The 12,347-nt window shown below is 59.8% G+C and carries 12 protein-coding genes; 3 read left to right on the top strand and 9 right to left on the bottom strand.

Features of this window, described 5'->3' with window-relative positions; genetic code table 11:
- Positions 1-30: 30 nt before the first annotated feature.
- From F4Y00_04230 to F4Y00_04220, 3 genes are read left to right on the top strand one after another with little or no spacing between them, the layout of a single operon-like run.
- Positions 31-726: a response regulator transcription factor gene (locus F4Y00_04230; GenBank protein MYE04162.1), complete on the top strand. Its 696-nt coding sequence runs from the start codon at positions 31-33 to the stop codon at positions 724-726.
- Positions 726-1,757 carry a histidine kinase gene (locus F4Y00_04225; protein MYE04161.1) on the top strand — a complete coding sequence of 344 codons (1,032 nt, stop codon included), beginning with the start codon at positions 726-728 and terminating at the stop codon, positions 1,755-1,757. Before F4Y00_04230 ends, F4Y00_04225 begins: the two co-directional genes overlap by 1 nt.
- Before the next feature lie 20 nt (positions 1,758-1,777).
- On the top strand, positions 1,778-2,566 hold the full coding sequence (locus F4Y00_04220; protein ID MYE04160.1) for a queuosine precursor transporter: 789 nt from the start codon (positions 1,778-1,780) through the stop codon (positions 2,564-2,566).
- Here the strand turns inward: F4Y00_04220 and F4Y00_04215 are convergent.
- The 9 genes from F4Y00_04215 to F4Y00_04175 form a co-directional block, all read right to left on the bottom strand.
- Positions 2,559-3,500 (bottom strand): branched-chain amino acid transaminase, encoded by a 942-nt coding sequence (locus tag F4Y00_04215; GenBank protein MYE04159.1) that lies wholly within the window; start codon positions 3,498-3,500, stop codon positions 2,559-2,561. The genes F4Y00_04220 and F4Y00_04215 overlap by 8 nt on opposite strands.
- 249 nt (positions 3,501-3,749) lie before the next feature.
- On the bottom strand, positions 3,750-4,463 hold the full coding sequence (locus F4Y00_04210) for a glycosyltransferase family 2 protein (protein MYE04158.1): 714 nt from the start codon (positions 4,461-4,463) through the stop codon (positions 3,750-3,752).
- Positions 4,464-4,580: 117 nt separating this feature from the next.
- Positions 4,581-5,627, bottom strand: coding sequence for a hypothetical protein (locus F4Y00_04205; GenBank protein MYE04157.1), 1,047 nt, complete (start codon positions 5,625-5,627; stop codon positions 4,581-4,583).
- Positions 5,624-6,772 (bottom strand): trypsin-like serine protease, encoded by a 1,149-nt coding sequence (locus tag F4Y00_04200; GenBank protein MYE04156.1) that lies wholly within the window; start codon positions 6,770-6,772, stop codon positions 5,624-5,626. Before F4Y00_04200 ends, F4Y00_04205 begins: the two co-directional genes overlap by 4 nt.
- 152 nt (positions 6,773-6,924) lie before the next feature.
- Positions 6,925-7,755: a sulfite exporter TauE/SafE family protein gene (locus tag F4Y00_04195; protein MYE04155.1), complete on the bottom strand. Its 831-nt coding sequence runs from the start codon at positions 7,753-7,755 to the stop codon at positions 6,925-6,927.
- A gap of 76 nt (positions 7,756-7,831) precedes the next feature.
- Positions 7,832-9,565: a S41 family peptidase gene (locus tag F4Y00_04190; protein ID MYE04154.1), complete on the bottom strand. Its 1,734-nt coding sequence runs from the start codon at positions 9,563-9,565 to the stop codon at positions 7,832-7,834.
- Positions 9,505-10,380, bottom strand: a complete 876-nt coding sequence (gene tatC, locus F4Y00_04185; protein ID MYE04153.1) for a twin-arginine translocase subunit TatC — start codon at positions 10,378-10,380, stop codon at positions 9,505-9,507. Before tatC ends, F4Y00_04190 begins: the two co-directional genes overlap by 61 nt.
- Before the next feature lie 3 nt (positions 10,381-10,383).
- Entirely contained in the window at positions 10,384-10,983 is a 600-nt protein-coding gene (locus F4Y00_04180; GenBank protein ID MYE04152.1) for an orotate phosphoribosyltransferase, read from the bottom strand.
- A gap of 49 nt (positions 10,984-11,032) precedes the next feature.
- A complete protein-coding gene (locus tag F4Y00_04175; protein ID MYE04151.1) occupies positions 11,033-12,340 on the bottom strand; it encodes a serine hydroxymethyltransferase in 1,308 nt (435 codons plus the stop codon).
- Positions 12,341-12,347: the final 7 nt, after the last annotated feature.

The raw sequence follows: 12,347 nt of genomic DNA, 5'->3' as shown, positions 1-12,347 counted from the left end.
TGACAGTCGCTTAAAGGACGGCATACATCCATGGCCGGTAATTCGGTGGAAGGCCGGACGATTCTGATCGTGGACGACGAACAGGATCTGCTGGATCTTCTGAAGTACAATTTCGAGAAAGAGGGTTTTCGAACCATTGCGGCGCTCGATGGCGCCGAGGGGCTGCAACGCGCCCGGCAAGACGACCCGGACCTCATTGTACTCGATATCATGATGCCGGAAATGGACGGCATCGAGGTATGTCAAAGGATTCGCCGGGATGCAAATCTTCGCAGGAAACCGGTCATCATGCTGACGGCCCGCACCGAAGACCGGGATTACATCGAGGGGCTGGATGTGGGGGCGGACGTATACATAGGAAAGCCTGTTTCGGTACCCGTACTCATCAGTCAGGTCAATGCGCTGCTCCGGAGTACGGGGCGTACACAGAATCCCCCGGACATTTTGCATCTGGGTGCGCTCGAAGTAAACCGCGCCCGCTATCTTGTGGTGCACAAGGGCGAAGAAATACGGATGCCGAAAAAAGAATTCGATCTCCTTTATTTCCTGGCTTCCAATCCGGGCAAGGTGTTTCGCCGGCAGGATTTACTCGATGCCGTCTGGGGGCGCGATGTGTATGTGGTGGATCGTACGGTGGACGTGCATGTGCGCAAGATTCGTGAAAAGTTCGGCACCGGACTCATTGAAACCGTAACCGGCGTAGGGTACAAGCTGAACGTGTACTGATGCATCGTATTGCGACGAAGACGGCGTTGACCGCAGCGCTTCTGGCAGGAGGAGCTTGCCTGCTGGTTACGCTGTTCACGCGCATATCGTATGTGTGGCCCGTATGTGTGGCCGCCGCGGTAGGGATGGCCATGTACTTCGTGATGCACCGCACGGTTACGCAACGCCTCCGGAATGTGTATGATGCGCTGGGCGCGATTCGCCGCGAACAAGGCTACGCGGAAGCGCCGATCGACAATAGCGGGGATGAGATAGATCAGCTTATCCGCCGGGGGGATCAGACCCGGCACGCGGTCAGGAATCACATCGCCGATCTGAGCAGGGCGGATAATTACCGGCGGGAATATGTAGGCGATGTTTCCCACGAAATCAAAACTCCGGTGTTCGCTATCCAGGGGTTTGCCGAAACGCTGCTGAGCGGCGCCCTGCAAGACCCGGAAGTCAACCGCGGATTCGTGCAGAAAATTCTGCACCATGCGTTCCGGTTGAATGCGCTCGCCAAAGACCTTGGGGAAATTTCACGCCTTGAGACGGGAGCGTTCCAACTGGACCGCGAGCCGTTTTTCGCGGGACAGATTTTTGACGAGGTCAAGGAATCGCTCGAACACGCGGCCCGAAAAAAGAACATTCGCTTGCGCAGCGATATCCATCCCGGGGCGGAATGGGTGGACGCAGACCGCGATCAGCTCCGGCAGGTGCTCGTCAATCTGGTCGATAATGCCATCAAGTACAACAACAACGGCGGATATGTACAACTCGCTGCCCGCCGGTCGGAGGAGTTTGTGCGCGTATCCGTGGAAGACAACGGCATCGGTATGCTTCAGGAAGATGTGCCCCGGGTGACGGAGCGCTTCTTCCGCGTGGACAAGAGTCGGTCGCGCGCGCAGGGGGGAACCGGTCTGGGTTTGTCCATTGTCAAGCATATCCTCGGGGCGCATGGAGCAGCGCTTGACATAGAGAGCACCCCCGGTTCCGGCTCGACGTTTTCGTTTTTACTCCCTGCCGTCGAGCGGCCGGTTCTCTCCGAATAGCGACATAAAGACATTTCTGCATGCTGCGCAAGGCCTACGAACTTACCCGTCCGCAAAAGCTGTTCGTCTTTTGCGCCGCTGTGTTCCTCACAGCCCTCGTGGTGGCTGAAGCGACTGCGGGCAAATTCTTCACGGCATTCGATCTGCCCCGGGGCATTGTCATTTTCGGGGTTACGTTCAATGAAGTGATTATGACCGCCGGGGTGATCGCCTTTCCCGTCACGTTTATCGTGACGGACCTGATCAACGAGTACTACGGCAAGAAGGGCATTCGCTTCGTGACTTTCGTGGGCATGGTCATGATCGGCTTCGAGTTTGCGTTGCTGCAGGTGGCTATGGCCGTGCCGACAGCTCCTTCTTCGCCTATCTCCGACGAGGCGTTCACGACCGTTTTCGGCACGACGGGCCGGATTATTTTCGGCAGCATGACTGCCTATCTGGTTGGGCAGCTCGTAGATATCCATCTCTTCCACAGGCTGCGCAAACTTACCGCCGGGCGCATGTTGTGGCTGCGCGCCACCGGCTCCACATTCGGCTCCCAGTTCATCGACACCTTTGTGGTGCTGGGCGTGGCCTTCTGGGGGCAACTCAGGATTCAGGACATTCTGGCGATTACGCTTTTCAATTACGCCTACAAGTTTATCATTGCCGTCGTGATTACGCCCATCATTTATCTGGCGCACTGGGGCATGGACCGGTATCTGGCCCATGACGGCAAAGACACATCTTCGGGGGATGCTGCTGCCGCGATAGCCGGCCAGCCTGAAGGGGCGATCCGGGCCGGATCGAAGAAGGACGGGTTCAGTTGATTTCCGCCACTTCGTTGAACGTGCGGTTCACGAACGAGAGCCACCCGTGCGGGTCGTTTCCTTTTTTGACGACGTCGAAAAAGGCTTCCTGCAGTTCTTCGGTGACGGGTCCCCGCCGCCCGCTTCCGATCCGGTGCTTATCGACCGTGCGTATCGGCGTCACCTCGGCTGCCGTGCCCGTAAAGAAGAGCTCGTCGGCGATGTAGAGCGCCTCCCGGGGGATGCGCGTTTCGACGATTTCGTACCCGCGTTCCCGGGCCAGGGTTATGACCGTGTCGCGCGTAATGCCGGGAAGGATGGACAGCGCCAGGGGCGTCGTAAGGATTTTTCCGTCGCGAACCAGAAACAGATTCTCGCCGCTGCCTTCTCCCACATGCCCGTCGTAGGAAAGCATGATGCCTTCCACGTACCCGTTCAGCACCGCATCCATTTTTGCGAGCGAGGCGTTCAGGTAATTGCCCCCGGCTTTTGCAAGTGCCGGAAAGGTGTTCGGAGCCATGCGGTTCCAGGAAGACACATGAACATCCACTCCTTCGATGAGCGCCTCGGGACCGAGGTATTTTCCCCATTCCCACACGGCGATAACCGTTTCGACCGGGTTGTTCAGCGGATTGACGCCCATCGGTCCTTCTCCGCGGAAGGACAGCGGACGGATGTAGCATTCCCGCATGCCGCTCTCACGCACCGTCTCGAGCGCCGCTTCCACCAACTCGTCGATGGAGTACGGAATGTCCATCCGGTGAATTCGTGCGGAGTCGACCATCCGCCGCATATGCTCCCGCAGCCGGAAAACACCCGGGCCGGCATCCGTGTCGTAGCAGCGAATGCCTTCGAACACGGAGGATCCGTAGTGCAGGGCATGGGTCAGCACATGCACTTTGGCGTCCTCAAACGGCACCAGTTTTCCATTGAACCAGATAGGGTGTTTGGTCATGGGATACGCAAACAGAAAGGATGGGAGGACAAGCTCCCTGAAAAGTTTTTCGACGCCGGGCGCGCCATGCAAAGGATTTGCAAAAAATGCGAACCGGCAGGGTACTCTGCAACGAGAGAACGGTTCAAAGGTTCTTTTCGAATCCGTCGCGTTTTTTAAGAAACCTCTGATTAAATCGACAAAGTTCAGGGGTTGCTTAAGCAATGATTGGGTTTTGGAGCGCGCAACAAGACCCTCGCGCATGCGGATTTAATCAGAGCTTCCTTGAAAGGCGAATTTCCCGATGGTCCAGAGTATCTTCACCGAAGCCTTGATCGTCCCCGAAACGGAACCGGTTACCTTGGATACACCGACCCGACGGCGGTACGATACGGGCGTTTCCCGGCAGCGCAGCCCGGCCCGCACAGCCTTGATCTGCATTTCGACCGTCCACCCGAACGTCTTGTCCTGCATGGCGAGTTTCTCCAGCGCCTCGAACCGGATGGCGCGGAACGGCCCGAGATCGGTGAACCGGACGCCCCATATCCACCTGATCAGGGAGCAGGCCACATAGTTGCCCATCAGTGCCTGGGGCAGCATGGCCCCCGGTTCCCGGTCGCCCGTCATGCGAGAGCCGATGACGAAGTCGGCCTCGTTACGGAGGATCGGCGCCAGCAGCTGCGGCATTTCGCCGGGGTAGTCGCTGTGGTCTCCATCCAGAAATACGATAATGTCCGGTTGCCGGCTGCGGGCATATTCGATTCCCCGGAGACAGGCCCAGCCATATCCCTTGCGGTCCTCACGCAGGACGGTGGCGCCTGCCGCCCGCGCATGGCGTTCCGTTTCGTCCGTGGACGCATTGTTCACGACAATGATCTCTTCGACCTGGTCGCCGGGAATGTCCCTTATGACGCGGCCGATGGCGCGGGCTTCATTGAAGGCCGGAATGATGACCAGCACACGCGGGTTCTTCGTTTCGATCATAGCCTGGTCATCGTTCTTGTTGTGTTGGGGTCCGGTAGCGGCCTTGCCGGCGGTTGTGCGTCTGCGGAAGTTACTGCCGGGTGATGCCTGATTGCTCGCCGACTTCCCCGGATTGCGTCATCTGGAAGGCCGCCAAATGTACAGACGAAGTTCCGGATCGGGGCTCGATACGGCCACAGCGATGACATAGGTTCCGTCCGCGCGGCTTCGGACGTCCAGGTCCTGCGGAAAGAACGAGGCGTCCCATGCGTGATCAGGTTCCGTCAGGCGGTGTACGAGCCGCCCCGTCCGGTCGAAGGCGTCGATGCGCAGCCAGCCGGCGCGCAGGTTCAGGACGAAGAGCAGATCGTTTTCCGCGGCCGCCGAAGGAGTCAACAGCGGCGCCTGGTGGATTTCTCCCAGCATCCAGGAGCGGCTGCGAGCCAGCATCGGTGAATCGAACCCATGCAGCGCAAGCGTGTCGAGCATCCCGTCTTGCGCGATCACATCCGCCACAGGGCGAAACCCGGAGAGGCTCAGGAGCGAATCGCCCCAGAACCGGAGCATCCCTGCATGCCGCCAGTGCGGCCCGGGCAGAGGCTGGCGGGTCGTTACGTTACCGGATGCGTCGATCCCGGCGACGAACCCTCCGGCCTCCGGATCGACGCGCTTGTAGTAGATGGCGCCGTTTTCGGGATTTCCCCCGAAAGCGCCGTACACCAGCGCGGTTTCCGAGCGTTCCGGATCCTGTATCGGGACGGTTCCTGTCGGCGCGCCGCGGACAAAAAAGTGCATGGCCGGTGCTTCCGGTTCGAAGACCGCCACCGTGTCTTCATGTATGCCGGCGAGGTAGGGAATAGGTGGCGTGGCAAAAGTGTCGATCGGCGCCCCGCCCGGATCGAAGACGAACACGAGCGCCTGTTCCGCATCGCCCAGATAGACGGGGCCGTTTGTGGCGGGGCCGAATCGTACGGTCCGGGGATATGCGTCTCCGCGCTCGTCGCCGATGGAACGGGTCCATGCCAGCGCAAGCGTGTCCATCGGGATCGACGAGGCCAGTGCGCGGGAGAGGGAATCAGCGGGCGTCAGCGCCGTAGATTCCTGGCGCCGGCAGGAATAGGGAAGGCAGCCGGACAGAAGCAGCAGCGCGGCGGCCGCGAAGGTGCGAAGACGATGTCCGTTCATCCGGACTGCCGGCCAATGCGCATCGTCACCTGCTGGATCGATCCGTTGCGAAAGACGCCGAAGCGGACCTGGTCCCCAGGCCGGTAATCCTGCATCTTGCCGCTCAGATCTTCGTGCCCCTGGATGGTTTCCCCTTCCATGGACACAATCACATCGTAGGGTTCGAATCCGGCCTCGTCGGCCGGCGAATCCCGATCTATGTCACGCACCAGCACGCCCTGTTCGGACGTCATGCCCAACGCCTGGGCAATGTCCGGACTGACTTCGGAGACGTACAGCCCGGTGTAGAATGCCCGATCGACGCGGCCGTGCTCGCGGAGTTCGTCGACAATGCGCTGCACTTTGTAGGCTGGCACGGCGAACCCGATGCCTATCGAGCCCCCGGTCCGGCTGTAGATTGCCGTGTTCACCCCGATGACCTTCCCGACGGCATTGACGAGGGGGCCGCCGGAGTTGCCCCGGTTGATGGCGGCATCCGTCTGGATCATGTCCCGGTACACGCGCCCGTCTCCGGGCGATTCGAGGTTGCGCTCCACGGCGCTGACGACGCCGACGGTGACGGTTGGCTGGGCCGCTTCGAAAAGGCCGAAGGGATTGCCCAGCGCGATGACCCATTCTCCTGCGAAGGCGTCTTCCTCAAGTTCGAATGCAAGGTAGGGCAACGGATCCCCCGGCTCCACCTTGATCAGGGCGATGTCGGAAACCGGATCAGAGCCGATAAGGACGCCTTCCAGGGCCTTGCCGTCCGGAAAAGCGACCGCGATTTTTGTGGCGTTGCCTGCGACGTGATCATTGGTGACGATGTAGCCGTCGGGCGAGATCACGAAACCCGAACCGAGATTTTCCACCTCCTGCTCGAGTTCCTGCCTGCCGAAGAAGTATTCGAACAAAGGATCGGAGAAGAACGGATCCTGATACCGGACCTGTTCTATGACATTGACGCTTACCACGGCGGGGGAGACCGTCTCCACGGCGCGGGTGATGGCCGTTTGGCGCGATGCCTCGATCTCGGCCTGGACGGCCCCGGCGTGCAGCACGGTTTCCGAATCTTCGGCGGCGGTTTTCTCCGCAGTCGCGTCTTGTTCCGGAACCGCCTGGGATAATGCATTGTGCTTGCACCCGAATGTACTCAGGAGCAACAGCATGCAGCCGAGAAGGCGCGGTATGGCGAGAGAGATGGTCTTCAAGCGTTTTTCCGGCGCTTTAGCGATGCAGGGGGTGGGGAAACGCAGGGGGAAAGCGCATAGGCCCTTGATTTGCCTGTTACGAGATCGTCCGGGGGGTGGTTTCGGAGAAATCACCCTGCGGCTACATCCCAAAGCAGCCGTAACGCCACGATGCCGGCCAGTGCCGCAAACAGCAGTTGCAGCATGCGCTGGTTGAGGCGGTGCGCCGTGCGTACGCCCAGCTGGGCCGTAAACGTAGCAGGTACTGCCAGAAAAAGACCTCGGATGGCGTCCACATACCCGAGCGTGAGTTCCGGCGTGTTCGCTCCCTGCCCCAACCAGCCGTATGCCAGAATGCCCGCCAGTGAAATGAATACGATGGTGGCGCTGGAAGTGCCGGTGGCTATATGCATCGGCAGGCGCAGGAAGTGGTTGTACGCCGGTACGAGCACCACCCCTCCCCCTACGCCGGCAGCCGAAGCAATGGCGCCCGCTGCGGTTCCCGTGCCCGCAAGCGTGCCGCCTCCGAGCCGTTGCGGGTCGAACACATCTTTTTCCGGCTCGGATTCGAAACGCACCACCATACGCACGACCAGTGCGAGCAGGACGATGCTGAAAACGATCTGGAATGCCTCGCCGTCGTACCAGGGTCTCGTGGTGATCCAGCGGGTCATGATCAGAACGATGGCGGCGCTGAAAAGACCGACGATCACGGCCACTCTGGACACGACCGCCCTTTTTCCATACTGCACCCAGGCGCTGGCGCCGGCGGTGATCATCGTGCAGAACAGACTCGACCCGATCGTAAGGGGCGCAAGCGCCTCCGGAGAAACGCCTATCTGCTGGTAATAGAAGAAAAGCACCGGGGCAAAGATGATGCCTCCGCCGACCCCGAAAAGCCCAGCCACGAATCCTCCACCGAGGCCGGCGGCTACCAGAATCACCAGGTGGACGATATCCATGACGGATAAACCGGTTGAGTTGACCGAGCGGGCGCCGCCTTGTTAAGCAGATCGGACGGGCGCCGCCCTGTGCTGTTTAACGGGGCGCAAGTATCCGGCGGTATGCGGGAAGGTCTTCGAGCAGATGTACGGCGGCCAGAATTTGGGCGTCATGGTCGAAGGAGGCGGCAATCTGCGCCGATTGCCCGAAATACCGGGCCAGGATCTCTTCGCGAAGTTGTTTTTTCAGGTTTTCGCTGTGCCGTTCGAAGGCGGTCTGCTTTTCGAACAACATGACTTCCCGCAGCGCCTCCATTTCGTCCTGCGCCGATTCGTATCCGTTCTCTGTCAGTTGAGCGTCCAGTGTCTGGAGCGCGTGTTCCGCGTCGGTCCGGTAGGTGAACTGTTCCTCCTCCAGCCATGCCGCAAAGTCGGTCAGGATGTCATCGGACACGGTAAAGCCGGGCGGGATCGAATCGTTGAGGGCGGCGAAATGGTTCGCATAGAAGAAGAAGGCAGCCCGGCGGACGAGCGCTTTCTCCAGTTCGCTCTCGGTTTCGAGCGGCGCCAGGCGGTCCGGCTCCACCCCGCGGCCGTTGCTGACCGGTCGGCCGTTGCGGGTGGTGAACTGCTGTTGCAATGAATCGACAATCGTTGCTCCGGCGTCTTGCTTCTCGTTGTAGTCGATCGCCTGAATGCTCCGTCCGCTGGGCGTATAATACTTCGAGGTGGTCATTTTCAGAGACGTATTGTACGGCAGCGGCTTGATGACCTGCACCAGCCCCTTCCCGAAGGTGGGCGTGCCGAGCACGACGGCCCGGTCGAGGTCCTGCAGGGCTCCCGACACGATTTCCGAGGCGGAGGCGGTGATCTCGCCGACCAGCACCACCAGCGGGAGGCCCGGTGCGATGGGGGGGCTTGTGCTGCGATAGACCCGCTCGTTCTGGAGGGTTCGTCCGCGCGTGGACACAATGACGGAGCCTAACGGGACAAACAATTGCGTAACCTCTACCGCTTCGTCAAGAAGGCCGCCGGGGTTATCCCGCAGGTCGATGACGAGTCCCTCCATCCGGTCCGTTTTTTGCAGAGTTTCTACCGCCTCGCGGAATTCCGAGGCCGCCCCACGGGCAAACCGGTCGAATTTGATATAACCGATGCCCGACGAGGAGTCTGCAAACCCTGTGAACGATACATTTTTCAGGGTGACCTGCTGGCGGTACAGTAGAAAACGAATGGGTTCGGGCGCTCCCTCGCGTTCGACGGTCAGTTCGACAGCGGTTCCGGGTTCGCCCCGCATCAGGTTCCGGAGGTCGCTGAGCGTCATGCCGTCGGTCGATTGTCCTTCGATTTCGATAATGACGTCCCCGGTGCGCACGCCCTGTTTGTACCCGCTCGTGCCCTCGATCGGCTCCACGACGATGATCTTTTCGTTGCGCACGTCGATGCTCAGACCTACCCCTCCGTAACTGCCCCGCGTGATGATATGAATCTGCGTATTGTCGGCCTCGTCGATGAACGTGGTATACGGGTCCAGGTCTTCCAGCATGGCATGGATACCCACGCGCATGAGCCGTTCGGGATCGGGGCGGTCCACATAGCCGGTAACCAGTTCCTCGTAGACCGAGCCGAAAATCCGGAAACTCTTTCGCAGCGTAAAGAAATCGTCATCGTCCACTGAAAAGAAACCGGTCGCCAGCACGCCGAGCGCGAGGACGATGAGCGTCGGACGTTTTTTCATTGCAGGAGGTATGCGCATCGGATCGGGGGAATTTATTCGAGAGCTTTCTCCAATCGTCGTTTCTCGCGCCGCTCCACGTGTTTTGCAATCCATATGGAGAGTTCGTAGAGCCCCACCATAGGTACAGCCACCAGCAACTGCGAAACGGGATCCGGAGGCGTGAGAATCGCGCCAAGTATCAGGATAGCAATAAGCGCATATTTGCGCCCCTTGCGCAAGACCGTGGAATCGACAATGCCGATTTTCGACAGAAAAAACATAACCACGGGCAGTTCGAAGAGCAGCCCAACCCCGAATACCCACATGGTTATCAGGCTGAAATACTTGGTGATGTCGAATTCATTGACGATCTGTTCGGAAATGACAAAATTTGCAAAGAACTGCAAGGCCATCGGGGTAATGACGCAGTAGCCGAATCCGACGCCCAGCACGAAAAATCCGGTGGCGAAGAAGGACGCGAAGCGCATGCCCTTTTTCTCTTCAGGGTACAGGCCCGGCTCAATGAATTTCCAGAACTGGTAGATGGCGATGGGCGCGCCGATAATGATGCCGACCACGAACACCGATCCCCAGTAGGCGAAAAACTGGCCGGTTACGGTGCGGTTTTGCAGGATCAGCGCCTTCGCTTCGAAACCGAAGAGCTGATACATGAAAAAGTCCTGCTTCGTGGGGCCGAGAAGAATCTGGTCGATGACGAAATCGTCAAAAATCCCGCAAAAAACGGCCCCGAGGATAACGGCGCCGATCCCCTTCAGAATGCGCCACCGGAGTTCCTCGAGGTGATCGAGGAAGGACATTTCTTCCAGCACATCGGCCAGATCGAATGCGCTGGATGCACTGTCTTCCCCGATCGCCTGGATCGTTTTCCGGGCAGCAACGGATTTATTGCGAAATCCGAACAGTCTCATCGGTTATGCCGGATCGGATTTTTCCTGTTTCTCGTCACGCAGGTTCAGTTCGAGCAGGGAATCCACCCAGACCCCGTCCTTTTCCACCTGTGCCTTGCCGCCGCTCCATGCAAAGTTGAAGAGCGTCATGACGCCGGCCACCTCGAACCCGTCCTGCCGGAGTTGTGAAATCGCGCGCATGGCGTTCCGTCCGCTGTTGAGGATGTCGTCAAGGAGTACGACGGGTTCCTGTCGGTCGAGCGGTCCTTCGATGAGCCTGCGGCGTCCGTGCGGCTTGCGGCTTTCCCGCACGAAACCTGCCGTAAACGGCGGGGATCCTTCTGCAGCGAGCACCGAGCATACCATGGCGTACGCGCCGAAGCCGTGACCGGCCACCTGGCATGCCCCCTTGCTGCGGAGGCGGTCGGCCAGCACCTGTCCGACTTCACGGAACATGGCGGCGTCGAGCATGGGAATGCGTATGTCCAGCAGCCACCCGATAGGCCGCCCCCGGGGGTCGGTAAGATGCTCTTCCCCGCGCCGGACGAGCGCCCGCTCATACAGGCGGCGACCCAGATCGACCAGATCCGTATGGGTGGATGGGGATGGCGCGCCATTCGACATGGTGGTGTACGCACGTGGGTTTGGTCTGAGGGGGGCAAGGATACGGGTTTTATGCCACGGCGAAATCGTACAGCGGGAAGCGGCTGCACAGGGCGCGCACCTCTTCCTTTACGTGGCGCCGCACGTCTTCATTCCCCATGTCGGAGAGGATGCGGTCCATCAACTCGACCACCCACTCGAACTCCGCTTCTCCAAAGCCGCGCGTCGTCATGGCGGGCGTTCCGATCCGCATGCCGCTCGTCACGAACGGGCTCGTTTCGTCGAACGGCACCATGTTCTTGTTCACCGTGATGTCCGCCGTTTGCAGGGCCGCTTCGGCCTCCTTGCCGGTGAGTCCCTTGCTGCGCAGGTCGATCAATACAAGGTGATTGTCCGTGCCGCCCGAAACCAGATCGTATCCCCGATCCATAAAGGCCTTCGCCATGGCTTTAGCGTTCGCAATTATCTGTTTGCCGTATTCGACGAAATCCGGTTGCAGGGCTTCGCCGAAGGAAACGCCCTTGGCCGCAATCACATGCATGAGCGGCCCGCCCTGCGTACCCGGAAATACCGCCGAATCGAACAATTCGCTCATGCGCTTCACGCGTCCCGAGGCAGGCGCCTTCTTCCCGAAGGGATTTTCATAATCCTTTCCGATAAGGAGCATGCCTCCCCGGGGCCCGCGCAGCGTCTTGTGCGTGGTGGTGGAAACGATATGGCAATGCGGCATCGGATCGTTCATCAGGCCCGCTGCGATCAGCCCTGCCGTGTGCGCCATGTCCATCCAGAGGAAGGCCCCTGTCTCGTCGGCGATGTCGCGGAAGGCAGCGTAGTCGAAGTCGCGGGAATAGGCGCTTGCGCCGATGGAAATCATCCGGGGTTTCTGTTTCCGGGCGAGATCGCGCACCTTGTTCATGTCGATGTGCCCGGCCAGCGGGCCGTCCTTTTCGACGCCGTAATGGACGGACTCGTACAGAATCCCCGAAAAGTTGACGGGGCTGCCGTGGGTGAGATGCCCGCCGTGGGAAAGATCCAGCCCGAGGAAGGTGTCTCCAGGCTTCATTAGCGTCAGAAACACGGCCGCATTCGCACTGGCGCCGGAATGCGGCTGCACATTGACCCAGTCGCAGCCGAACAATTCCTTCGCCCGCTCTCGCGCCAGGTCCTCCGCCGTGTCCACATGCTGGCATCCGCCGTAATACCGTTTGCCGGGGAGGCCTTCCGCGTATTTGTTGGTGAGCGGGCTGCCCAGCGCCTGCAGAACGGCCCGGCTGACGAAGTTTTCCGACGCAATCAGTTCAAGTCCTTCGTTTTGACGATCGACCTCCTGCTGGATGGCTTCGTACATCCGGGGGTCGTTTTTCTGAAGATCGTTCATGGAGGTG

The sequence above is a fragment of the Bacteroidetes bacterium SB0662_bin_6 genome (genome assembly GCA_009839485.1).
In the GTDB taxonomy this organism is placed as follows: Bacteria; Bacteroidota; Rhodothermia; order Rhodothermales; family VXPQ01; genus VXPQ01.
Note: the sequence above shows the minus strand (reverse complement) of the source record. Positions and strands in the feature narration are given on the sequence as shown.

Bases quoted from the DNA above. Each gene is read 5' to 3' on its own strand.
- F4Y00_04230 (MYE04162.1), top strand. From the start codon at position 31: ATGGCCGGTAATTCGGTGGAAGGCCGGACGATTCTGATCGTGGACGAC.
- F4Y00_04225 (MYE04161.1), top strand. From the start codon at position 726: ATGCATCGTATTGCGACGAAGACGGCGTTGACCGCAGCGCTTCTGGCA.
- F4Y00_04220 (MYE04160.1), top strand. From the start codon at position 1,778: ATGCTGCGCAAGGCCTACGAACTTACCCGTCCGCAAAAGCTGTTCGTC.
- F4Y00_04215 (MYE04159.1), bottom strand. From the start codon at position 3,500: ATGACCAAACACCCTATCTGGTTCAATGGAAAACTGGTGCCGTTTGAG.
- F4Y00_04210 (MYE04158.1), bottom strand. From the start codon at position 4,463: ATGATCGAAACGAAGAACCCGCGTGTGCTGGTCATCATTCCGGCCTTC.
- F4Y00_04205 (MYE04157.1), bottom strand. From the start codon at position 5,627: ATGAACGGACATCGTCTTCGCACCTTCGCGGCCGCCGCGCTGCTGCTT.
- F4Y00_04200 (MYE04156.1), bottom strand. From the start codon at position 6,772: ATGCTGTTGCTCCTGAGTACATTCGGGTGCAAGCACAATGCATTATCC.
- F4Y00_04195 (MYE04155.1), bottom strand. From the start codon at position 7,755: ATGGATATCGTCCACCTGGTGATTCTGGTAGCCGCCGGCCTCGGTGGA.
- F4Y00_04190 (MYE04154.1), bottom strand. From the start codon at position 9,565: ATGGATTGCAAAACACGTGGAGCGGCGCGAGAAACGACGATTGGAGAA.
- tatC (MYE04153.1), bottom strand. From the start codon at position 10,380: ATGAGACTGTTCGGATTTCGCAATAAATCCGTTGCTGCCCGGAAAACG.
- F4Y00_04180 (MYE04152.1), bottom strand. From the start codon at position 10,983: ATGTCGAATGGCGCGCCATCCCCATCCACCCATACGGATCTGGTCGAT.
- F4Y00_04175 (MYE04151.1), bottom strand. From the start codon at position 12,340: ATGAACGATCTTCAGAAAAACGACCCCCGGATGTACGAAGCCATCCAG.